The sequence below is a fragment of the Mycobacterium sp. E2733 genome (assembly GCF_001667585.1).
Taxonomy (GTDB): Bacteria; Actinomycetota; Actinomycetes; order Mycobacteriales; family Mycobacteriaceae; genus Mycobacterium.
Genome location: NZ_LZJZ01000092.1, coordinates 123,619 through 144,804, shown reverse-complemented (window position 1 = coordinate 144,804; position 21,186 = coordinate 123,619). Strand labels below are relative to the sequence as shown.

Here is a 21,186-nt window from a genome sequence, read left to right as displayed (position 1 = left end):
ATGGAAGCGTACTCACATCAGACATCGTCGGTGGGGGGATTCAATGCATGGTCAAGATCGAGTAAAGCCCCCGCGTCCAGCCGCGATGCCACCGCCATCCGAGTGGGGGTGAACGGTGCGGAACGAGCGTGAACGGTTAGGTTTGTATCCATGGTCAACGAAGGGGGTGGATCGGCGTTCACCTGGCAGGGCCGGCGTGAGCTGGTGAGCCAGATTCATGAGCAACTCGACGAGCTGGTCGAAGCCCGCGACCAGATGGAACAACTGGTGCGGGTCATCAGCGAGATCGGTTCTGATCTGGATCTGGACGTGACGTTGCACCGGATCGTCAAGGGGGCGATGGAGCTGACCGGCTCCCCTTACGCAGCCCTGGGCATCCGCGCCGCCGACGGCGCCCTGGCGACCTTCGTCCGTGCGGGAATCGATGCCGACGCGGCGCGACGGCTCGGCGATCTGCCGGTGGGTGAGGGTCTCCGCCTCGAAGACGTGAGTGCTCATCCGCAGGCCGCCAAGCTGCAGTCCCATGATCCGCCATTGCGGGCCCTCCTCGGATTACCGATCACCGTGCGGGGCGCGGACTTTGGCAGCCTCTACCTCGCCGATGACCGGACCGGCCGAGTGTTCTCCGACTCCCAGGCGGCCGCGGTGCGGGCCTTGGCGACGGCCGCCGCAGCCGCCATCGACAACGCGCGCCTGTTCGAGCGAGAACGTGAAACGGCCAGATGGACGAAGGCCAGCCGCGAGATCACCACCGCGCTGCTGTCGGGTGACCCCCAGACCGGGCCGTTGCAGCTCATCGTGAACCGAGCGCTGGAGTTGGCCGGCGCCGAACAGGCGATCTTGCTGGTTCCGAAGGAGCCCGATCTGCCCGCCGACGAGGTCGACACCCTTGTGGTGGCCGCCACGGCGGGGCGGTACTCCTCGGAGGTGATCGGTCGCCAGGTGCCGATGGACGGCTCCACCACGGGCGGTGTCGCGCGGCGCGGCCTACCGCTGATCACCGAATCCTTTCAATATCCGATCGAGGGTTTCACCGACGTCGGTGAACGCTCGGCTATCGTCATGCCGCTGATCGCGGACGGCGCGGTGCTCGGCGTCATCGCCGTCGCCCGCGATCCCCGGCAGTCGCCGTTCGGCAACGATTACCTGGAGCTCGTCAGCGACTTCGCCCGGCACGCGGCTATCGCCCTGGCGTTGGCGGCGGGCCGCGAACACGCGCTCAACCAGGAACTCGCCCAGGCGGACAGCGTCGACGACGCGGTGAATGCCGCCGCCGAGGAATTGCGCCGACTGTGGCGGGCTCGCCGCGTGCTGGCCGTCACCTTTCCGACCCAGAGTTCCTCCACCGGAACCGCTTATGGCGCACCGCGAGTCGTCTCGGTCGGCGAGCCCGCGCATTGGGGCGAACTGCCGTCTCATACCCAACAGATGCTCAGCGCGTTGCGCGACGGTGACTTGCTCACCGCCAGCACGGGGGAAGCCGGGACGGCCGGCATCGCACTGCAGCACCCAGAGGGTGTGCTCGTCGTCTGGATCGATCTGGCCGAGCGGCGCCCGTTCACCCTCGAGGATCAGACCTTGCTCACGGTGCTGGCAGGCCGTCTCGGTCAGGGGCTGCAGCGGGTCCATCAGGTGGACCAGCAGCGCGAAACGGCTTTGGCGCTGCAACACGCGATCCTCGGCCCCGCCGATCTACCGCACGGGTTCACCGTCCGCTATCAGGCCGCCAGCCGGCCCCTGCAGGTGGGCGGTGACTGGTACGACGTCGTCGACCTGGAGGACGGTCGCATCGCAATGGTCGTCGGCGACTGTGTGGGGCATGGCCTCGCCGCCGCCACCGTGATGGGTCAGGTGCGCAGCGCCTGCCGCGCGTTGCTGTTCGAGAACCCCAGCCCCGGCGCCGCTCTCGCCGGGATGGATCGCTTCGCCGCGCGTCTACCCGGCGCCCAGTGCACCACCGCGGTCTGCGTGGTGCTCAACCCCGAGACCGGTGAGCTGGTGTATTCCAGCGCCGGACACCCTCCGCCCATCCTGGTCCTCGCGGACGGCACCACCCAGATCCTCGATGATGGTCACACCATCGCGCTGGGAGTACGAGCCGACTGGCCGCGCCCCGAGGCCGGGGTGACCATGCCGGCGCGTGCGACCCTGTTGCTCTACACCGACGGGCTGGTCGAACGCCGCCGCACCGCATTGGCGCAGGGCATCTCGCGCGCCGCCGGCCTAGTGCAGGAAGGCCGCGCGTCCACGCTCGATGACTTGGCGAACGACATCATGTCCGCCCTGGCCCCCGACGGTGGCTACCAGGACGACGTCGTCCTCCTGCTCTATCGGCATCCCGCGCCGCTGGAGCTGACGTTCCCCGCCGATGTCAGCCACCTGGCCCCGGCCCGAACCGCGTTGCGCACCTGGTTGACGCGGACCCGGCTGGACCCGGAACAGGCGATGAACGTGCTCGTCGCCGCCGGGGAAGCCGTCGCCAACGCCATCGAACACGGTCACCGCGACAAGCCGGAAGGCACGATCAGCCTGGGCGCGACCGCACTGGTCGACCAGGTGCGGTTGACCATCACCGACACCGGCTCGTGGAAGGTTCCGCAACCGGCAAGCTTTCCCCATCGGGGCCGGGGAATCGCTCTCATGCGAGGGCTCATGCACGACGTCACCATCAGCCCCGACGCCGCCGGAACCACGGTCCACCTATCCGCGAGGATCACATGATGCCCACGTCGCTCACCCTCGACACCACGCGCCGCGACGACGGGAAACTGATGCTGGTCGCTGCGGGGGAGATCGACCTGAGCAACATCGACGCCTTCGTCCAGGCCCTTACCAGCGCCAGCGGCGAGTCCCCTGGCGGGCCGCTCACTGTGGACCTCAGTGACGTCGAGTACCTCGACAGCGCCGCCATCAACGCCCTGTTCACGCACGCCAACCACATTGACCTGATCGCCCACCCGATCCTGATGCCGATCCTCACCATCAGCGGCCTCACCGAGCTGGTTGCCGTCGAGCCCGCGTCGCCGACATCGCAAAACTGACGAATTTCCTCACTCGGCGTCAGGGATTCTCGGCGATCCAGGTGCTGGTGAAGCGCTGCAGCGCAGGGATGCTCTTGGTCAGGTCGGCTTCCATCGACTTCTCGAATTTGCGGCCCACTAATGGAATTTTGACCGCAACCTCCACGGTGAAGCGCAGTTGCGCTCCGTTGCCCGCGGGCGCCATCCACGCTTCCGCCCGGCCCGCTCCAATGCCGCCAGAACTCACGACGCTGATTTGTCCACGGACCTCGCCGTCGCCGGCTGGTCGCCATGTCTCGCTGTGGACGATCTTGAGCTCGCCGGGGACGGCTCTGGCGATGAGCGTGGGCATTACCTGGCGGGACACGTGCTGGGTGGCGCGAACTGTCACCGTCCCGTCGGCGTCGACGACCAGCGAATCCAACGTCGTGGGAGCGTTGCTGGCTTTGAGGCGGGCCAGCCAGTAGTCCTCGCGGCCGAACGTCGTATGGATCTGCTCAACGCTGGCGGGCGATTCGATCAGGATGTCGAAGGAACGCGACATGGCGACATTCTTCCAAGGGCCATGTTTCGAACGTACGTGCGATGGTTATCCCTCGTCGCGGAGGTGAGAGACATGACAGACAACCGACAGACGCCAGGCGAAAACCCCGAAAAGGACACGTCCGAGTGGGTGACCGGCGACGAGCCGATGACCGGCCCGCAGCGCAGTTACGTGCACACCTTGGCTCAGGAAGCAGGCCGCGACGTTCCCGACGATTTGACGAAGGCGCAAGCGTCGGAGCTCATCGATCAGCTGCAGCAACAAACCGGACGCGGCACCTGACTAGCCGGCGGGCCGGCTGCGGATGGTCGACGTCGTCGGCGGCCGGGTCGCTTTGCGGCGGAGGTCGCCGAACCTGACGCTGACACGCTGAAAGCCCTTGACCCGCTCGGCTTTTGCCTTCTTGGTGTAGGTCTTGCGGTCGGCCGGTGTGAGTTCCGCGTCATCGGTGAAGGGAGTGAGCAAGGCACGCGGGTAAAGCCCTTCCACCAGAACGACATTGATCTCGGCGCAGATGACCAACGTGGACGAGACCAGGAAGAGGAAGGCCAGTAATCCCAGCACCAATGCGAACACGCTGTTGGTAGCGCTGGCCGTCTTCACCGTGTGCCGAATGTATCCCGCACCGCCCCACTGCAGTACCTGCCAGATCACGGCTGCCGCAAGCGCTCCCGGCAACACTTGGCGATAGGTGAGGTCTCGCGCGGTGGTCACTCGGAATGCCACCAAGCAGATCAAGGCGTTGATCACCACGGCGACCAGCGCGACGCCGATCTTTCCGAAAATACCGAGCGCCCCGGTGGCCTGGCCGGCGGCGGACAGGGCGGTGGCGGCCAAGGCCGCGGAGCCGAGGACCAACAGCAACATCAAGCTGCGCAGGCGTGAACGGATCGGGTCGGGACGCTTGTTCCTCGGGACGGCCCATACCGAGTCCATCGCGTTCTGCACCGCCTGGCCGACCCCCAGACCGCCGTAAAGGGCGCCAAGGACGCCGACGACCACCGCCACGGTTCCTCCGCTGAGCCCGGCGGGCTCATGTAGCTGGCTGCCGATGACGGGGAATTGGCTCAAGGTGCTGTGCAGCACCTGCTGCTGCAAGTCCGGTCGTCCGGCCAGGATCACCCCGAGGCCCGTCGTCAACAGCAGCAACAGCGGGAACAGCGACACGAACCCGTAGTAGGTGATCAGCGCGGACAGGTAACCGCCTTGATCGTCGAGGTATTTGTAAATCACGCCGATCACCACGCCCGCCGCGCGGTTTCGGCGCTGCAGCCTGTCCAGCCAGCCGACCATCTCGCGCTCACTTCGTTTCTACGGAAGCGGATACCCCCCCCGACGGGATTACCAGGTGATACCCGCATCCGGCGACGACCAATCGCGGGCCGCTCGGTGGTGGGATTCCCATGCCAGGATGGAATGATGGTCGAGGACACTATGCTGCCGGAGCGCGAATTCAATGAGCGCAATATCGAGGAATTCCGTCGCAACGGGGGCAAGGTGGGTGGACAGTTCGAGGGCTTCCCGTTGCTGCTGACCTCGACCGGTGCGCGCAGCGGCGAGCAGCGGGTGAATCCCGTCGCCTACTTCGACGTCGACGGCAAGATCTATGTCGTCGGATCCGCCGCGGGACGGGACAACAACCCGGCATGGGTGCACAACATCCGCGCGAACCCCCGGGTGACGGTGGAGATCGGCTCACAGGCCCCCAAGCCGGCGACCGTGCGCGAATTGCCCCGCGGTGAACGGGATTCCATCTACCGGATCGTCGTCGAGCGGGCGCCGGGTTTCGGCGAGTACCAGGAGCGCACCGACCGGGTCATCCCGGTCTTCGAACTGGTCACCGAATAACGGCACCGCCGACGGGTTGCGTGTCGCAAAATTGATGTGCACCGCGCTGGCCGGGAGGAGGCCGACATGACGATCAAGCAGTCGTTGCGGGGCTGGGCATTCGGCGCCTTCGCGCTCGCTTTGGCGATGATTCCGGCAATCGCGATTTCGGCGCCGGCGATAGCCCGGGCCGACCCCAATTGCGCTGTGGGGTTTGTGTGGAGTGTGGACTTGCATCAATGCGTGCCCTTGGTGCCCGCCGTGAATGGTCCGGGCGGCCCCGCTGGCCCCGGCGGCCCGGGTGGACCGGGCGGACCGGCTGGACCGGCTAGACCGGCTGGACCGATAGGCCCCGGTCCGAGTTAGGGCTCGCTAGCCCGACGCCCGGACCGCACGGCCACCTGGCGTGAAGCGCTCGGGAACTTAACGCCCCTCGCGGTCGTTATAGTGGCTAAGTATCGCTTTCACTTTGAGGGGACCAGGCGCATGCCACGCACAGACGACGACACTTGGGATTTGGCGACCAGCGTGGGCGCGACGGCCACGATGGTCGCCGCGGCCCGAGCGATCGCGACCAAGGCCGACAACCCGCTGATCGAGGACCGGTTCGCCGAACCGCTGGTTCGCGCCGTCGGCGTGGACTTCTTCACGCGATGGATCGACGGCGATGTTGTCGCCGCCGACGTCGACGATCACGAATCCGGTTGGAAACTCGAGCACATGCCCGTGGCGATGGCCGCCCGGACCCGGTTCTTCGACACCTTCTTTCACAGCGCGGCGCAGGCCGGGATCCGTCAGGCGGTGATCCTGGCGTCCGGCCTTGACGCGCGCGCCTACCGGTTGGCCTGGCCCGCCGACATGACGGTGTTCGAAATCGACCAGCCGGAGGTGATCGAGTTCAAGACCACCACCCTGGCGAAGCTCGGCGCCGCCCCTCAGGCGGACCTGCGTACGGTCGCCATCGATTTGCGGCGTGACTGGCCGAAAGCGTTGGTGGATGCCGGTTTTGACAAGAGCCGTCCGACCGCGTGGATCGCGGAAGGCCTTTTCGGGTACCTGCCGCCAGAGGCCCAGGACCGCTTGCTGGACAACATCTCCGCGCTGAGCGCCCCGGGTAGCAGGCTGGCGGTCGAAGCCATCCCGGACCGGCCACGGCAGGACGTCGAGAAAGCGCGGGAAATGATGCGCAGGGCCACCGCCAAATGGCGCGACCACGGCTTCGAGCTGGACTGGGAGGAGCTGGGTTTCGAGGGTGAACGCAACGACGTCGCCGACTATTTGCAGAACTTGGGGTGGCAGACGGTGGGCACGCAGATGAGTGAGCTGCTGGCTGGCAGTGGGCTGGCGGCGATTCCGCAGACGAACGACTCGGTGTCCGTCGCCGACACCATTTACTACAGCTCGGTGCTGAGCGAATGACGGCACCGAGTCGACGAGGACTCAACGACGCGGTCACGCGGCTATGGAGCTTTTTGGCGCCGGCCTACGATCTGCCATTCCTGCAGCAGTGGGTTTACCGCCCGCCCCACGATGAGGTGATTGCGCAGTTGCGCGCTCACCATGCCCGCAAGATTGCAGATATTGCCTGCGGCACTGGCATTCTCAGCGATCGGATCGCCCGCGAACTGCAGCCCGATGAGATCTACGGTGTCGACATGTCCGACGGCATGCTCGCCCAGGCGCGTGCCAGAACCGGCCGGGTGCAGTGGCTGCGCGGCCCAGCTGAGCAATTGCCATTCGGCGACGGTGCGCTCGACGCGGTGGTGACCACGTCGGCGTTCCACTTCTTCGACCAGCCGGCGGCACTGCGCGAATTCCACCGCGTGCTTGCCCCGGGCGGGTTGGTGGCCGTCGCGGCCCTCAGCACGCGGCAACCGCGGCTGCAGGCATCGTCGGCCAATAGGTGGAAACCGCAACACAATGCGTCGCCGGCGGAGATGAAGGCGTTGTTCGAAGGCGCCGGATTCGTCATCAGCGACCAGCACCGCATCCCGCGACCGGCCTGGACCCGGATCATCTCCGACCTGATCACCGTCGGCACCAAGAGCTGAGCGATCGTCAGGCGGCCAGCCTGCTCATGACGTGTCGTTCCGGCCGCGAGAAATGCCCGCAGCCAACGCCGTACACGACGCGGGAGGGTCGATAACCGGGGACCGGCCGGGCGACGACGCATTGCCGAGCGAAACGCTCCTGCCCGCGTGCAGCCGTCCGTTCAATGAAGTCGGTGGCGATCCACCCGGCACCGAATACCGCCGACGCGACACCGAACTGGAGCGGCGAGCCGGCTGCCAGGGCGACCAATGCGCAGATGCCCGACACCACGGCAACAGCCAGTGTGCCGGCGTAAAGGAGGGTCAGGCGAGGTTCTCGCGCTTGCCGTGGCATTGCGGGCTTGAAGTCGGCCGTGCTCATCGCGCCTCTTCTCCAGTCGTTTACTCAAGCGTGCGGAAACGCAACTGTGACCCCGATGTTTCGCTACCGAGACCCGTCAAACGAGGGCCATACGGCATCTATGACATGGCGTACGGCCCCCGCCAAGAGGCCAAAAGTCCCACCAGGCAAGGCTCGCGACGGCTGGCTAGCTGTGGCCGCCGGTTAAACGGTTGAGCCGCAGGGTGATCCGCTGATGTGAGAGCTATCGCGTGACCGCACAACGCCCGCCTGGCCGAGTGGCGAAGCGGGCGTTGTGATTACGCTGTTTACAGCGGAATCCAGACTCCGAAGAACCAGAAGCCCCACTGATTGAATCCGGGGTTCCACACGGGAGTCTCCTGGTAGCCCCAGTAGTTGATCGGGCCATATCGCCACTGCCCACCGGGCGGGGGGAGCGGCCGGTCCCACGCAGGTCGCGGCGGCTCGCCCGGCCCCCAAGGTGCCGGCCCGTCACCCCACGGGGCGCCGCGGAAGTAGCCGCGCTGCGGGTCTCCGTGCCAGGACCCGCCCGGGTGATCGGGGCCGCCAGGCCCGCCGGGCCCACCCGGACTTCCCGGGTGATCGGGCCCAACGGGTCCACCGGGAGGTCCACCTGGGTGATCGGGGCCGCCCGGGCCGCCGGGCCCACCGTGGGGTGCGCCCGGATCGCCGGGTGCGTTCGGCGGATGTATACCGCCGGGAGCCGGTCCACCATGATTGCCGGACGGACCGGGTGCTGGCGCTGAAGGAGCGGCGTTGGCGGCACCCGCACCCGTGCCGAACGCTGCGGCGCCCAGAGCGCCGGCGACGGCTATACCCCCAAGTATTTGCTTGAATTTCATAGTCCTTCACCTGTCTGGCTACTGATGAATTCCTCGGAATCCCCCTTACGCAGACCGACCCTAGATAGCTTGCCTATGCATTGGCTGTGTGCGGCCCAGGCGCAACTTCTGCGGCGTGCCGACCTGCGTGTTGACATGGCGGAAGGAGGACCGGCAGGGTTGCGGGAACCGCGAAACATAAGCCACTCGACCCGCCGCAACGTGTCGTAGCAGGCGTTTATGTGTCGTGAACCGACGCCGCCCTGGCGGAGCCACCTTCAGGCGACCCAACGAGGACAAGAGGCCTCAAACCCTTTGGCAAGGCTATGTTTCCTAGTTCAGCGGGCTATTCATGTATATCGTTGCCGCCGTGTCGAGTCCGTCGCATCCGCATCAGTCCGAACCCCATATGGGTTCGGTGTCATCGAAATTGAATTGGCTGCGCGCCGGAGTGCTGGGCGCCAACGATGGAATCGTCTCGACGGCGGGCATCGTGGTGGGAGTCGCGGCGGCGACGGTGGAACGCGCCCCGGTATTGACGGCCGGCACCGCCGGGCTTGTCGCCGGAGCGGTATCGATGGCGCTGGGCGAATACGTGTCGGTCAGCACCCAGCGTGACACCGAGAAGGCGCTGTTGCATAAGGAGCGGCAAGAGCTGCGTGACGATCCGGCCGCCGAGTTGGACGAGCTTGCCGCCCTGTATGAAGCCAAAGGCCTGAACCCCGCGACCGCCCGCACCGTGGCCGAGGAGCTCACCGATCACAATCCGCTCCTCGCTCACGCCGAAGTCGAACTCGGTATCAATCCCGAGGAGCTGACGAACCCGTGGCAGGCCGCCTCGTCCTCGGCGCTGTCGTTCGCCGTCGGCGCCCTCCTGCCATTGGTCGCGATATTGGCGCCGCCCGCCACGTGGCGAATCCCGGTCACCGTGGCCGCGGTACTCGCCGCGCTGGTGCTCACCGGGGCGGTATCGGCCGGTTTGGGTGGGGCGCCCAGGGGCCGGGCAGTCCTCCGCAATGTCATCGGGGGCGGTCTCGCATTGTCGATCACCTACGTGATCGGCCACCTGGTCGGTGCGGCGATCGCCTAAGGCGCCAATGCGCTTGCTCGGCTGGCGAATTGACCTGCGACAGGTCGGCCCAGGGGGACGGGAACCCAAACAGTAATATCAACTGTTGCCATCCTCACAAGGGGGATCCCGACTCTGGGCGGAGCGTCGCGCATTGACCGAAACGAATCTCGTGCCGAATGACGTCGATTCAGCGTCGCAGACGCCGTACTTTCTGCGCGACGAAAGCCGTTTCGTGCCAAATCCGATCGCGCGCGGCGGGTGGGGTCCCTCGCTCAGCGGGCACGTGGTCGGCGGACTGCTGGGCTGGGCCGTCGAACACGCGGTCGACGACCCGCAACTGCAACCCGCCCGGCTGACCGTCGACCTTCCCGCACCGGTCGCGCTCGACCCCATCGAGGTGCAGACCACCGTGCACCACGATCGTCGGCGGCTGCGCCTCGCCGAGGCCGTCCTCAGCCAACGTGGCGTCCCCGTCGCGCGGGGGAGCGCCTTGTTTCTGCGGCGGGGTCCGCAGCCAGAGGGGCACGTGTGGTCGCCGAATCTGCAGATGCCGCCGCTGCCCATCGAGGACGGCGCCCAACCCACACTCTTCATGCGCACCTACGGCTGGGGCACCGAACTGCAGAATCGCGATCCCGAATGGGCCGATACCTCCGGCCAGAAATACACCTGGCTGTATGAGACGCGCTCGCTCATCGACAGTGAACCGCTCAGCCCCTTCACCCGCGCCGCCATGGCGGCCGATATCACCGCCTCCCTTGCCAATTGGGGCACGAACGGATTGCAATTCATCAACGCCGACTACACGCTCACGTTGAGCCGGCTGCCAGACGGACCCCACATCGGCATGGCCTCGCTGACGCACTACAGCCATGAGGGCGTGGCCACCGGGTCTGCCGTGCTCGTCGACCGCAAGGGGCCCATCGGCAGTGGTGTGTCGGTCGCAATCGCCCACTCCGGATTCCGCCCGACGCAGGTCAATCCGACGAACGGATGAGCAGCGGAAACGACGCCACCTACTGGACGCTGATCGCCGACGCGGCGCAGGCGGCCTCGACGCGACCGCTGCTCGCCGACGCCCGGGGGCGCAGCCTGACCACCCGTGAGTTCCACGATGCCGCGTGCGTGACCGCCGCGGCGTTCACCGAACGTGGGATACACGCGGGAACCGTGGTGTCCTGGCAGCTGCCGACCACCCTCGAGACCATGGTCGTCATGGCGGCGCTGGCCCGGCTCGGCGCGGTGCAAAATCCCATCATCCCGATACTGCGCGAGCACGAGGTCGGCTTCATCACCGAGCAACTCTCTTCGGAATTCCTTGTCGTGCCCGAGATTTGGCGCGGGTTCGATCACGGTGCGCTGGCACGCAGCCTGGCCGCGACCCGGGGCTTCGAGGTCATCACCGTTGACCTGACAACGCCGCCGGACGACGACAAGCTCCGGCTGCCCCGCGCAGCCACCGATGCGCTCACACCGCCGCCGAGCTCCGCCCGCGACCCGCGCTGGGTCTACTACTCGTCGGGAACCACCGCGGCGCCCAAAGGAATACGCCATACCGACGCATCGGTGATCGCCGGCGCAACGGGACTGGTCGACGCCATCGGCATCACCAGCAGCGACGTCGATCCCATCGCCTTCCCGGTCGCGCACATCGGCGGCGCGGTGATGCTGGCCGCCGCGCTGCGAACCGGCATGCGGCTGGCGCTCTTCGAGGTATTCGACCCGGCGACGACACCGTTCTCCATCGCGGAACACAACCCGACCTTCCTTGGCACCGCGACCCCATTCTTCGTCGGCTTCCTCCAGGCCCAACGCGCCCATGGCGACCAGCCGCTGTTCCCCTTCCTCCGCGGCTGCCTGGCCGGCGGCGCGCCGATCACGGCCGAACTGGGCCGCCAAATCCGCGAGGCCTTCGGCCTGCCCGGCATCGCCAACGCATGGGGGCTCACCGAATTCCCGGTGGCGGCCTCACCATCGCTCAGCGACACGGCCCAGTCGCTCGACCACACCGTCGGCAAGCCGACAGCGGGGGTCAGCGTCCGCGTCGTCGGCGCCGACGAAGCCGAACTGCCCGTCGGGCAGGAAGGTGAGCTGCGGCTCAAGGGACCGCAGTGCTTCCTCGGGTACGCGGACGCCGCGCTCGACGCCGAAGCGTTCGACCAGCACGGCTGGCTCCGCACAGGCGATCTCGGGCTAGTCGACGAGGACGGCAACGTCCGCGTGACCGGTCGCATCAAGGATGCGATCATCCGCAACGCGGAGAATGTGTCGGCCCTCGAAGTGGAGAACGTGCTGGCCACCCATCCCGCGATCGCCGACGTCGCGGTCATCGGCATCCCCGATCCGCGCACCGGTGAGCTGGTATGCGCGGTGGTGGTGCCGGCGTCGACCGAGGACCTGTCGTTGGAATCGCTGGTGCAGCACTGCCATTCACGCGGGCTGAGCCGCTACAAGCATCCCGAGCGCCTCGTGGTCGTCGATGCGCTGCCGCGCAACCAGTTCGGCAAGGTGATCAAAAAAGAGCTTCGAGCGGCCTTCGGCTGAACGCCGCTACAGCCCCTTGGGCGCATCCCGGACGGCCGCGACCGCCGCTGCGTCGCCGTCGAACTCGACTCGCGCGGCGCGCCCGACCGCGAACAGCAGGAGTTCCTCCGGCGCACCGGTCACCGTGACCGCCGGTCCGCGCCCCGCGGTGAGCAGCGTCTTGCCCTCCGGGGTCCGCAACGCCACCCGGCCCGGCACCTTGGCGAGCGTGAGCCGCGCCATCAGCGGCAGGGTGCGGCGAAGCCGGCCGGCCAGGGCAGGCTCCAGCTCGCGCGGGTTCCAGCCCGGCTGGGCGCGGCGCACATCCTCGTGGTGGATGAACATCTCGGCGACATTGGCCACCGCGTCGAGCAGCTTGAACGGCGAGTACACCGGCGGGCCGGACGCGACCTTGTCCACCAGCTCGTCCCACGCGGTCCCGGCCATCTGGTCCTGGACCTTCTCGGTGTGCGGTGCGAAGAAGGGGATCAGGATGCCCGGAGCGGCGTCGGGCCGGTACTCCCGGATGACGAGGTGGGCGGCGAGGTCCCGCGTCTTCCATCCCTCGCACAGGGTGGGTGCATCGGGTCCGACCCCGCGCAGGGTGTCGACAAGGGCGGCTCGTTCGCGTTGAGCAACAGACATCTGTTCAGCGTAGGCCCGACGTGATCGCTACGGGCGAACCCCCGGACACGAGCGCTTCGCGCCTCGGTAAATTTGAAACGTCATGTCTCGGGAGAAATGTAGGGAATGTCGATGAACGCGCGTGTCGAGCAGTTGGAGTTTCAGGCAGAGGCCCGACAGTTGCTGGACTTGATGGTCCACTCCGTCTACTCCAACAAGGATTCGTTTCTGCGGGAGTTGATCTCGAACGCCTCCGACGCATTGGACAAGCTGCGGCTGGAGGCCTTCCGGAACAAGGACCTCGACTTCGACACTTCTGACCTGCACATCGAGGTCGAAGTGGATAAGGACGCGCGCACCCTGACCATCCGCGACAACGGCATCGGCATGACGCGGGACGAGGTCGTCGGTCTGATCGGCACCTTGGCCAAGTCGGGCACCGCCGAACTGCGCCAGCAGTTGCGCGAAGCCAAGGACGCCAAGAACGCAGCCGCCTCCGAGGAGCTGATCGGCCAGTTCGGCATCGGTTTCTACTCGAGCTTCATGGTCGCCGACAAGGTCGAACTGCTCACCCGCAAGGCCGGCGAGAGCGAGGCCACCCGGTGGCAATCGAGCGGCGAGGGCACCTACACCATCGAAGCCGTCGAGAGCGCTCCGCAGGGAACGTCCGTCACGCTGCACCTCAAGCCCGAGGACGCCGAGGATGATCTGTACGACTACACCTCGGAGTGGAAGATCCGGGGCCTGGTGAAGAAGTACTCCGACTTCATCGCCTGGCCCATCCGGATGGAGGTCGAACGACGGGAGCCGCCCACGGAGGAGGGCGGCGGCGAGACCGTCACCAAAGAGATCGAAACGCTCAACTCGATGAAGGCGCTTTGGGCGCGGCCCAAGGAAGAGGTCTCCGAGGAGGAGTACAAGGAGTTCTACAAGCACATCGCGCACGCATGGGATGACCCGCTCGAAATCATCGCGATGAAGGCCGAGGGCACCTTCGAATACCAGGCCTTGCTGTTCATCCCGTCCCACGCGCCGTTCGACCTGTTCAACCGCGACGCCCAGACCGGAATTCAGCTGTACGTCAAGCGCGTGTTCATCATGGGCGACTGCGACCAGCTCATGCCCGAATACCTGCGCTTCGTCAAGGGCGTCGTCGACGCACAGGACATGTCGCTCAACGTGTCACGCGAAATCCTGCAGCAGGACCGGCAGATCAAGGCCATTCGCCGGCGCCTCACCAAGAAGGTGCTCTCCACCATCAAGGACATGCAGTCCGAGCGGCCCGACGACTACCGCAGCTTCTGGACCCAATTCGGCAGAGTCGTCAAAGAGGGGCTGCTGTCCGACTTCGACAACCGGGACGCCCTGCTGCAGATATCCTCATTCGCCTCGACGCACAGCGAGGAGGAGGCCACCACCCTCGCCGAGTACGTGGAGCGCATGAAGGAAGGTCAGGAGCAGATCTTCTTCGCCACCGGGGAGACGCGCCAACAGATCCTGAAGTCGCCCCACCTCGAGGCCTTCAAAGCCAAGGGCTACGAGGTCCTACTGCTCACCGACCCGGTCGACGAGGTCTGGGTGGGCACGGTGACCGAGTTCGAGGGCAAACCGCTGCAGTCGGTCGCCAAAGGCGAGGTGGACCTCAGCTCCGAGGGCGAGGAGAGCGAGGCCGAGCGGGAGGAGCAGCAGAAGGAATTCGCCGACCTGCTGACCTGGATGAAGGAGGCGTTGAGCGAACACGTCAAGGAAGTACGGCTTTCCAGCCGCCTGACGGACTCGCCGGCCTGCCTGATCACCGACGCGTTCGGCATCACCCCCGCGCTCGCCCGGCTCTACCGCGCGTCCGGGCAGGACATCCCGGTCGGCAAGCGGATTCTCGAACTCAATCCGAACCATCCGCTGGTCACCGGCCTGCGCCAAGCACACCATGACCGCGGCGACGACCCATCAATCGCCGAGACCGCCGAATTGCTCTACGGCACAGCGCTTCTCGCCGAGGGTGGCGCGCTTGACGATCCGGCGAGGTTCGCCGAGCTGCTCGCCGACCGATTGACCCGCACCGTCTAGCCCAGGATTTGCCAGATCTGCGAGAACAGCGTTCGCTGGCGGCTTTATCCGCAAATGGGCGATTAGCTCGATTGAAAAGCCGCTGGCAGGGATAATCACCTCCCATGACTGAGTTTCGCGTCATCGATCCACGTGGGCGGGTCGTCGCGACGAAGGATTTTGCCTGCGCGGAGTCCGCGCACGCGTGGTTCATCCATTCGATTGGCGGCAGTACCGAGCTGGGTTGGCGCATGGAGGTCAACGACGATGGTGAGTGGGCTCAGTTCGACGACACCCAGGGCTTTACCGCTCCGGTGAGTCACCGTCCCCCGAGGCGCTGAGCGCTCGGGCGTCACGGCCCGATGACGAAGCAGCGCCCGCTGCCGCTGCTGAAGAAGACCTCTTGCACCGCGGACGGCGCGACGCTCGGGAATCCGAAACGATGCACTTGTTGGTCGGCGGCGATGTCGGCGTCCTGGGATTCGTTGGTGCCATCCTTTTTGCGCACCAGCGCCGTGACCCTGTCCGGTTGCGACGGCTCCTTCGGGTCGCGGAAGTACCACACCTCGATCCCGCCGCCCGAGGAGTCGGCGCGCCAGCCGTCCGCGTAGTAGCACGCCGGATTGCCCTCGGCGTCCGGCGGCGGTGGCGGGCATATCGATAAACCGACGCACGCCGGCGTGCTGGTGGTCGCGGGCGAGACGACCGAACTCGATGCGCTCGAGCTCGCAGGCGTCGACGACTTCGGCGCGCTCGAACCGGAGGCGTTGGGCGGTGCGGCGTGCTGCGACCCGCACGCGACGAGACCCGCACAGGCCATCGAGAGGGCGGCTAGCAATCGCACCGTAAGTACCATCGGGTGCCTTCAGTGGCAGACTGCGCACGCGATGCCGTCGCCGTCGCGATCAAGCGGGCCCGGTATCCCGGCTGTCCCGCGTAGATCGGGGCGGCTCCGGCGGCGCACGCCGCCCTGCAATTCGGGTAGTAGACGCTGCGACCCGTCGTCGGTGAGGTCGTTGTAGTCGTCGTCGACGGGGTGGCATCGGCCGGGGGAGCCACGGCAATTCCCGCCGCGATTGCTCCGGCCATGACCAATCCACGAAGCATGTTCGAGGGCCTCCTATTAGCGATACGGCTGTGGTTGCTGCTGCCTACAGAGCTAACACTGTGCCGCGGTCGCGCGGCAAGAGGCGGATACGCCGGCACGGTTGTCCCCCAACCCGGACGGCGCCCGGCCCCACGTAGGCTCCGAGGAATGCATGTCGACGCGATGACGGTCCCGCAGCCTCTACACCAGATCGGTGACCTCGCCCGCCGAACGCAATCCGCCGGATTTTCCGGTTTGTTGTTCACCGAGACCGGGCGCACGGCCTACCTCAACGCCGCCGTGGCGTCGCAGGCGGCTCCCGGCCTCGAGCTGTCCACGGGCGTGGCGGTCGCCTTCCCGCGCAGCCCCTTCGTCACGGCGGCCACGGCCTGGGAGCTCCAGGAAGCAACCGGCGGAAACTTCCGGCTGGGCCTGGGCACCCAGGTGCGCACCCACGTCGTGCGGCGCTACGGCGTGGCGTTCGAGCGGCCCGGACCCCGGCTGCGGGACTACTTGTTCGCCGTCAAAGCGTGCTTCGCGGCGTTCAGATCCGGGACGCTCGAGCATCACGGCGACTTCTATGACCTCGACTTCATCACCCCGCAATGGAGCCCGGGTTCCATCGAGGCGCCCGATCCGAGAGTCGATATCGCAGCGGTCAATCCGTGGATGCTGCGGATGGCGGGCGAAGTGGCCGACGGGGTGCACGTGCATCCGATCGGCGAGCCGGGCTACATCGCCCGTCACGTCCTGCCGAGCATTGCCGAGGGAGCGGCAAAGGCGGGACGCTCGCCGTCGGACCTCGCGGTGATCGTGCCGGTGATGACCATCGTCGGCGACAGCGACGAAGAGCTCCACAAGCAACGCGAAGTGGTGCGGGCCAGCATGGCGTTCTACGGCAGCACACCGAATTACGCATTCATCTGGGACCAGGCCGGGTTCGAGGGCACGACCGCCCGGATTCGGGAAAAGCAGAAGGCCGGGGACATGGAGGGAATGGCGGCCCAGGTCAGCGACGACCACATCGCCGCCTTTGCCACCGAGTCGACATGGGACGGGTTGGTTGACGCGCTGAAGAAGAAATATGCCGGAAAGGCCACGCGGCTCGTGCTTTACAACGCTGTGGGCGATCCGGAGCGTTTCGAACGGTACGGCGAGGTGGCCCGTCAGATACGGCAAGCTGTCAGTGACTGAGTTGTATTGCTTTGACCACCAACAGCAATGCACCGAGGATGAGGTAGCCGCGCAACGCGATCATGCCGAGCCGGGTGCCCGGTGACCAGGTGACCGGCTCCAGCAGGGTCAGCGGCGGCATGCGCCAGGTATTGCGGTCCACTCCGCGCGCCGGGAGCGCTGCCGGGGGCGCCGCGGGTTGTCGGCGGGCCATCCAGCGCAGCATCGGTGCCGCCGCGGCGGCCAGGACGACCAGGACCAGGGCCAGATAACCCGCCACCGCGATGACATCGAGTTTGGGAAACAGGGTGGTGGCCATCAGGACTCCCGACAGCAGGAGCAGCGTGCCGACCATCAATCCGGCCACCCCGTTGAGCCAGGGACGATTGACCCACGGCCCCAACACTTCCCGGTCGTTGCACAGCAGCAGCAGAAAGACGCTGGCACTGGGCAGGAGTAAGCCGGCAAGGGCCTGAACGGCGGTGGTGATCAGACCGAGCGGAGCGCCCGGTATGAGGACGATGGCGGCGGCCAACACGACCATCGCGGTGTAAGAGAGGTAAAACGGTTTGGCATCGGCGAATCCTCGGTGCAGCGAGTGCTTCAGGCCGAAGACGTCGCCGAAGGCGTAACTGGTGGCCAGGGTCACCGCGGCGGCGCCGATGATGGAGGCGTCCATCAGCACGATCGCAAAGATCCAGCCGAGCGCCCCCCGATGTTCCCCGAGTAGGTGTGCGGTGGCGCCGGCGTCGGTGAAGCTGCCGGCGGTGTTGGTGGAACGTGCCGCCCATTCGCCGGTCATCACCAACGCCGCCGCGCCGATGACGACGACGAAGGCGCCCAGCACGGTATCGGCACGTTCGTAGCCGATGAAGCGCGGGGTGATGCGCTTGTCGACGACGTTGGACTGCTGGAAGAACAGCTGCCAGGGTGCCACGGTGGTGCCGACGATGGCGATGATGAGCAGCACCGCATCCGAGCTCATGCCACCCGAAATGCTCGGTATCACGAATGATTTCGCCGCATGCACCCACTGCGGGTGGGACATCAGCAGCATCGGTATCTGCAGCAGGGTGACGGCGATGAAAACGAACATGGCGCGCTCCCAGCGCCGGAAGCTTCCACTCGCCATGATTGCGACCAGTGCCACCGCCGAGACCGGCACCACCACGTATTTGGAGATGCCGATGTACTCGGCGGCCAAGCTGATACCGATGAACTCGGTGACGATCGTCAAGAAGTTCAGCAGGAACAGGTCGCCGACCGAGAACCAGCCCCAGCCGCGGCCGAAGCGTTCGTTGATCAACCGTGCGTGTCCGACGCCCGTGACCGCCCCGAGACGGACCACCATTTCCTGGTTGACGATCAGCACCGGTATCAGCAGCAGCAGCACCCACAGCAGGGAATAGCCGTAGTTCTGTCCCGCTTGCGCGTAGGTGGCGACCCCGCCGGCGTCGTTGTCGCCGACCATCACGATGATTCCAGGACCGACGATCGCCAGCAGGGTCAGCAACCGGGTCTTCCAGGTGCGGGCGTGCTCCATCTCACCGACGCTGATGCGTCCGAACGCGCCCTCGATGTCACCCAGGTGCGCGGTGTCGAGCACCGCGCTGCGCCCCGGTGTGGCCGGCTTGGTGGAGCCAACGTCGACCGCGGCCGCCACCGGCCGGCCGGTCTCCTCGCGACCTGCGGTCACGGCGCGTTACCTCCCGGCACGCGTGCGTTGGTGTCACCGGGTTGGGTGAGCTCGCGGACGGGGCGCGGCGCGGGCTCACGCCGACGCCAGTCTTCGGGGATGGTCGCCTCGAGCACGTCGTCGACGGTGACCACCCCGAGCACGCGGTCCTGTTCGTCGACGACCGGGATGGAGTAGAGGTTGAAGTCGGCCATCAACAGCGCGACGTCCGTCAGGTCGGCGTCGGCAGTGACCCGCACCGGATCGGAATCCATCAGTCCCCCAAGCGTTTCACTGGCCGGCGCCTGCAACAGCGTGATCACCGAGACCACCCCGTCGAGCCGTCCATCCCCGTCGAGAACATGCACTTTGATGAGCGCCTCCGGCTGTATGGTGCTGGCGGTCGTGATCAGGTCCAACGCCTCGGCGGCCGTCGTGGTGGCGGCGCACGCGACGAAGTCGACGTTCATCAGACCGCCGGCGCTTTCGGGGTTGAAGCCCATCAGCGTGATGACCTTGGTGCGTTGCGGGCCCGGCATCAGGTCCAGCACAGGCCGGCGCCGCGACTGGCGCAGGTCGGCGATCGCGTCGGCGGCATCGTCGGCCCGCATCCGACCCAGCAGCGCGGCGACCTCGTCGTCGGGCATGCCATCGAGGAGCCGGCTGGCCTTCTCCGGCTCCAGTTCCTCGAACACGTCGGCTTCCAGTTCGGGGTCGCTGCGCACCCGGTCGAGGATCTCGCCGCCCTCGGCCTTGTCCGCCTCTTCGAGGAGATCGGCGATCTCGGCGGCCTTGAACTCGCCGAACCGGTCCGACAAGCGCCGCACGGCGTCCGAGCGGACGTCTCCGATCAGCGGTTCGAATGCCTTCCAATCGCGAGCCGCGTGCCCGCCGGACTGCTTGATCAGACCGAACAACCGGGGTGGCCGTCGCGTGTCGACGCGCGTCAGCATCCATCCGGCGCCGGTATCTTCCAGCTCCACGTCATAGGCGCGGATCAACTCCACGTTGGCCACGTCGATCAACCGATGGCCCAACACATCGGCCCGCAAGAGCACCTCGCCGTTGCGGCGCTCGAAGCCGCGAAGGTCAACCTTGTTCTTGGTCAACAGGACTCGATCCGCGGTGTACTCATCGATGGTTTTGTCGCCGATGAATACGCGCCGCCCGCCGACCCCCGCAACGATCCCGGTCACCAGTGGATACTCGTCGGCGCCCCGCAGCCGGACGATCACGTCCTCGACCCGGCCGACGGTTTCACCGGCGCGGGCGAGCACCGGCGCGCGCAGCAACTGCGAGAGGTGAATCACCGGTCGCTCCCCGCTGCGTTCGGCCGTCGTCTCCGATGCGCTCATTCGTTCCTCCTCGACACCCCGCGACCGACCCTTCGAGCAGACTGCACGAAACCGGGTCGCGACATTGCGTGCAGCTACGGCTTACCGCCAGGATCGGTGGTGGCGCAAGTGTCGTCGCTTGACCGGCTGCAAGATCGTACGCCGGTGTCCCGGCGAGCAGCTACCGCTGAGAAATGAACGGCAGGCGGCCATCGAGCCCTATTGCTGGCCGACTTTCCCGGCGATTTGCTTGGCGAGGCTGGCGCCAAGGTCTCCCGCGTCCTTGCGGCATGCGTCGATGTCAATGACGACATTGTTGCGGACGGTCAGTGCTCGCTGACAGGGCACTGTTATGTTCGCGCCGTTCCGGTTGATGGTCAGAGTTACGGTCGTGGACAGAACTCCGTTGGCGTTGGCGACCGGTCCGACCTTCCACTGAAGTTCGGGATGGGTGCTGTCGGCGGGCACGGTGTCCAAGCGGTTGGCGCAGGCAGGCCATTGCTGCGTCGAAGTGGTGAAGAACGCGTTCGCTTGGTCGGGCGCGGGGAACAGCACGACAAACTGATACACGTCAGGGCTTTCCAGGTCATCCGCACCCGGGGGAGCGGGCGCAAGGTCGTGGTAGCCGTAAACCGCCGTGTACCCGCTGTCCGCATAAACGGGTGCCAGGGCCGCGTGAATCGCGTACTTGCATTCGGCGGGAAGCGTGTAATCGCTGCGCTTGGCGGTGTCTTCTTCCAGCGCGGTTTTGGGTGGGTCACTGGCCGTTCCGGTGACACCCAGCGCGGTGTCGATTTCGTTCGGGCTGAGCATCAGGCCGGGCAGTTGGGCCTTCGTCAGGGGAGCATTTGACGACAAAGCCTTGGTGCTGGTGGTGGTGGTTGACGAGGCGGTGCCGCCTCCGTCATTGTTGCCACAACCGGCGACCAGTATTCCAATGCCCGCAATGGCGAGAGCCGTTGCCAGCTGGCGCATATGAGTGCCTTCCCGCTTGATTCGGCTATCAAGCATCTCGCGCGCCCCCAGCG

Annotated in this window: 21 protein-coding genes and 1 pseudogene; 12 read left to right on the top strand and 10 right to left on the bottom strand. The window is 66.5% G+C overall.

Annotated elements, in window-relative coordinates; genetic code table 11:
* Window positions 1-150: 150 nt before the first annotated feature.
* Both A5678_RS17035 and A5678_RS17030 read left to right on the top strand, forming a co-directional pair.
* Complete coding sequence (locus A5678_RS17035) at window positions 151-2,721, top strand: SpoIIE family protein phosphatase (protein ID WP_068044357.1); 2,571 nt, start codon at window positions 151-153, stop codon at window positions 2,719-2,721.
* A complete protein-coding gene (locus A5678_RS17030) occupies window positions 2,721-3,041 on the top strand; it encodes an STAS domain-containing protein (protein WP_068044403.1) in 321 nt (106 codons plus the stop codon). The genes A5678_RS17035 and A5678_RS17030 overlap by 1 nt, the downstream gene beginning before the upstream one ends.
* A 19-nt stretch (window positions 3,042-3,060) precedes the next feature.
* Here A5678_RS17030 and A5678_RS17025 read toward each other — a convergent pair whose 3' ends face one another.
* Window positions 3,061-3,564: a DUF2505 domain-containing protein gene (locus A5678_RS17025; protein WP_068044356.1), complete on the bottom strand. Its 504-nt coding sequence runs from the start codon at window positions 3,562-3,564 to the stop codon at window positions 3,061-3,063.
* 72 nt (window positions 3,565-3,636) lie between these two features.
* Here A5678_RS17025 and A5678_RS17020 point away from each other — a divergent pair, with 72 nt between their 5' ends.
* Window positions 3,637-3,846, top strand: coding sequence for a DUF3072 domain-containing protein (locus A5678_RS17020; RefSeq protein WP_068044354.1), 210 nt, complete (start codon window positions 3,637-3,639; stop codon window positions 3,844-3,846).
* Here the strand turns inward: A5678_RS17020 and A5678_RS17015 are convergent, their stop codons facing one another.
* The gene (locus tag A5678_RS17015; protein ID WP_068044352.1) at window positions 3,847-4,857 is read right to left on the bottom strand and encodes a YihY/virulence factor BrkB family protein; all 1,011 of its coding nucleotides are present in this window, start codon (window positions 4,855-4,857) and stop codon (window positions 3,847-3,849) included. It lies immediately after the preceding gene.
* Window positions 4,858-4,983: 126 nt separating this feature from the next.
* On the opposite strand from A5678_RS17015, the gene A5678_RS17010 reads away from it, so the two are divergent.
* From A5678_RS17010 to A5678_RS17000, 3 genes are all read left to right on the top strand, one after another.
* Window positions 4,984-5,412 carry a nitroreductase/quinone reductase family protein gene (locus A5678_RS17010; protein WP_068044401.1) on the top strand — a complete coding sequence of 143 codons (429 nt, stop codon included), beginning with the start codon at window positions 4,984-4,986 and terminating at the stop codon, window positions 5,410-5,412.
* 465 nt (window positions 5,413-5,877) lie between these two features.
* Complete coding sequence (locus tag A5678_RS17005; RefSeq protein ID WP_068044349.1) at window positions 5,878-6,810, top strand: SAM-dependent methyltransferase; 933 nt, start codon at window positions 5,878-5,880, stop codon at window positions 6,808-6,810.
* Window positions 6,807-7,442, top strand: a complete 636-nt coding sequence (locus A5678_RS17000; protein WP_068044348.1) for a class I SAM-dependent methyltransferase — start codon at window positions 6,807-6,809, stop codon at window positions 7,440-7,442. Before A5678_RS17005 ends, A5678_RS17000 begins: the two co-directional genes overlap by 4 nt.
* A gap of 7 nt (window positions 7,443-7,449) precedes the next feature.
* On the opposite strand, the gene A5678_RS16995 is transcribed toward A5678_RS17000, so the two are convergent.
* Together A5678_RS16995 and A5678_RS27970 are read right to left on the bottom strand one after the other, a co-directional pair.
* Window positions 7,450-7,803, bottom strand: a complete 354-nt coding sequence (locus tag A5678_RS16995; protein WP_068044346.1) for a hypothetical protein — start codon at window positions 7,801-7,803, stop codon at window positions 7,450-7,452.
* A gap of 287 nt (window positions 7,804-8,090) precedes the next feature.
* Window positions 8,091-8,645 (bottom strand): chitin-binding protein, encoded by a 555-nt coding sequence (locus tag A5678_RS27970; protein WP_082945589.1) that lies wholly within the window; start codon window positions 8,643-8,645, stop codon window positions 8,091-8,093.
* 331 nt (window positions 8,646-8,976) lie between these two features.
* On the opposite strand from A5678_RS27970, the gene A5678_RS16990 reads away from it, so the two are divergent.
* The 3 genes from A5678_RS16990 (at window position 8,977) to A5678_RS16980 (ending at window position 12,240) form a co-directional block, all read left to right on the top strand.
* The gene (locus A5678_RS16990; RefSeq protein ID WP_197502166.1) at window positions 8,977-9,714 is read left to right on the top strand and encodes a VIT family protein; all 738 of its coding nucleotides are present in this window, start codon (window positions 8,977-8,979) and stop codon (window positions 9,712-9,714) included.
* A 193-nt stretch (window positions 9,715-9,907) separates the two neighbouring features.
* Window positions 9,908-10,693, top strand: a complete 786-nt coding sequence (locus A5678_RS16985; RefSeq protein ID WP_156746953.1) for an acyl-CoA thioesterase domain-containing protein — start codon at window positions 9,908-9,910, stop codon at window positions 10,691-10,693.
* The gene (locus A5678_RS16980) at window positions 10,690-12,240 is read left to right on the top strand and encodes a class I adenylate-forming enzyme family protein (protein ID WP_068044342.1); all 1,551 of its coding nucleotides are present in this window, start codon (window positions 10,690-10,692) and stop codon (window positions 12,238-12,240) included. Before A5678_RS16985 ends, A5678_RS16980 begins: the two co-directional genes overlap by 4 nt.
* 6 nt (window positions 12,241-12,246) lie before the next feature.
* Here A5678_RS16980 and A5678_RS16975 read toward each other — a convergent pair whose 3' ends face one another.
* Complete coding sequence (locus A5678_RS16975) at window positions 12,247-12,864, bottom strand: TIGR03085 family metal-binding protein (RefSeq protein ID WP_068044340.1); 618 nt, start codon at window positions 12,862-12,864, stop codon at window positions 12,247-12,249.
* A 111-nt stretch (window positions 12,865-12,975) separates the two neighbouring features.
* On the opposite strand from A5678_RS16975, the gene htpG reads away from it, so the two are divergent.
* Both htpG and A5678_RS16965 read left to right on the top strand, forming a co-directional pair.
* A complete protein-coding gene (gene htpG / locus A5678_RS16970) occupies window positions 12,976-14,910 on the top strand; it encodes a molecular chaperone HtpG (protein ID WP_068044397.1) in 1,935 nt (644 codons plus the stop codon).
* Window positions 14,911-15,014: 104 nt separating this feature from the next.
* Window positions 15,015-15,230, top strand: coding sequence for a hypothetical protein (locus A5678_RS16965; RefSeq protein WP_068044338.1), 216 nt, complete (start codon window positions 15,015-15,017; stop codon window positions 15,228-15,230).
* Between the two features lie 11 nt (window positions 15,231-15,241).
* Here A5678_RS16965 and A5678_RS16960 read toward each other — a convergent pair whose 3' ends face one another.
* A complete protein-coding gene (locus tag A5678_RS16960; protein ID WP_231983693.1) occupies window positions 15,242-15,733 on the bottom strand; it encodes a hypothetical protein in 492 nt (163 codons plus the stop codon).
* 21 nt (window positions 15,734-15,754) lie between these two features.
* A pseudogene (locus A5678_RS27965) lies at window positions 15,755-15,882 on the bottom strand (excalibur calcium-binding domain-containing protein); the annotation flags it as partial.
* 262 nt (window positions 15,883-16,144) lie between these two features.
* On the opposite strand from A5678_RS27965, the gene A5678_RS16955 reads away from it, so the two are divergent.
* Window positions 16,145-17,170, top strand: coding sequence for a TIGR03617 family F420-dependent LLM class oxidoreductase (locus A5678_RS16955; protein WP_068044334.1), 1,026 nt, complete (start codon window positions 16,145-16,147; stop codon window positions 17,168-17,170).
* Here the strand turns inward: A5678_RS16955 and A5678_RS16950 are convergent.
* The 3 genes from A5678_RS16950 to A5678_RS16940 form a co-directional block, all read right to left on the bottom strand.
* A complete protein-coding gene (locus A5678_RS16950) occupies window positions 17,160-18,845 on the bottom strand; it encodes an NRAMP family divalent metal transporter (RefSeq protein WP_231983692.1) in 1,686 nt (561 codons plus the stop codon). The genes A5678_RS16955 and A5678_RS16950 overlap by 11 nt on opposite strands.
* Entirely contained in the window at window positions 18,842-20,179 is a 1,338-nt protein-coding gene (locus A5678_RS16945; protein ID WP_068044332.1) for a CBS domain-containing protein, read from the bottom strand. The genes A5678_RS16950 and A5678_RS16945 overlap by 4 nt, the downstream gene beginning before the upstream one ends.
* A gap of 198 nt (window positions 20,180-20,377) precedes the next feature.
* Window positions 20,378-21,133, bottom strand: coding sequence for a sensor domain-containing protein (locus tag A5678_RS16940; RefSeq protein WP_068044330.1), 756 nt, complete (start codon window positions 21,131-21,133; stop codon window positions 20,378-20,380).
* Window positions 21,134-21,186 lie beyond the last annotated feature (53 nt).

Coding starts and splice junctions, on each gene's coding strand:
- A5678_RS16975 (WP_068044340.1), bottom strand. CDS start 12,864: ATGTCTGTTGCTCAACGCGAACGAGCCGCCCTTGTCGACACCCTGCGC.
- A5678_RS17020 (WP_068044354.1), top strand. CDS start 3,637: ATGACAGACAACCGACAGACGCCAGGCGAAAACCCCGAAAAGGACACG.
- A5678_RS17000 (WP_068044348.1), top strand. CDS start 6,807: ATGACGGCACCGAGTCGACGAGGACTCAACGACGCGGTCACGCGGCTA.
- A5678_RS16955 (WP_068044334.1), top strand. CDS start 16,145: ATGCATGTCGACGCGATGACGGTCCCGCAGCCTCTACACCAGATCGGT.
- A5678_RS17015 (WP_068044352.1), bottom strand. CDS start 4,857: ATGGTCGGCTGGCTGGACAGGCTGCAGCGCCGAAACCGCGCGGCGGGC.
- A5678_RS17005 (WP_068044349.1), top strand. CDS start 5,878: ATGCCACGCACAGACGACGACACTTGGGATTTGGCGACCAGCGTGGGC.
- htpG (WP_068044397.1), top strand. CDS start 12,976: ATGAACGCGCGTGTCGAGCAGTTGGAGTTTCAGGCAGAGGCCCGACAG.
- A5678_RS17025 (WP_068044356.1), bottom strand. CDS start 3,564: ATGTCGCGTTCCTTCGACATCCTGATCGAATCGCCCGCCAGCGTTGAG.
- A5678_RS17010 (WP_068044401.1), top strand. CDS start 4,984: ATGGTCGAGGACACTATGCTGCCGGAGCGCGAATTCAATGAGCGCAAT.
- A5678_RS16990 (WP_197502166.1), top strand. CDS start 8,977: ATGTATATCGTTGCCGCCGTGTCGAGTCCGTCGCATCCGCATCAGTCC.
- A5678_RS16995 (WP_068044346.1), bottom strand. CDS start 7,803: ATGAGCACGGCCGACTTCAAGCCCGCAATGCCACGGCAAGCGCGAGAA.
- A5678_RS17030 (WP_068044403.1), top strand. CDS start 2,721: ATGCCCACGTCGCTCACCCTCGACACCACGCGCCGCGACGACGGGAAA.
- A5678_RS16945 (WP_068044332.1), bottom strand. CDS start 20,179: ATGAGCGCATCGGAGACGACGGCCGAACGCAGCGGGGAGCGACCGGTG.
- A5678_RS16940 (WP_068044330.1), bottom strand. CDS start 21,133: ATGCGCCAGCTGGCAACGGCTCTCGCCATTGCGGGCATTGGAATACTG.
- A5678_RS16965 (WP_068044338.1), top strand. CDS start 15,015: ATGACTGAGTTTCGCGTCATCGATCCACGTGGGCGGGTCGTCGCGACG.
- A5678_RS17035 (WP_068044357.1), top strand. CDS start 151: ATGGTCAACGAAGGGGGTGGATCGGCGTTCACCTGGCAGGGCCGGCGT.
- A5678_RS27970 (WP_082945589.1), bottom strand. CDS start 8,645: ATGAAATTCAAGCAAATACTTGGGGGTATAGCCGTCGCCGGCGCTCTG.
- A5678_RS16980 (WP_068044342.1), top strand. CDS start 10,690: ATGAGCAGCGGAAACGACGCCACCTACTGGACGCTGATCGCCGACGCG.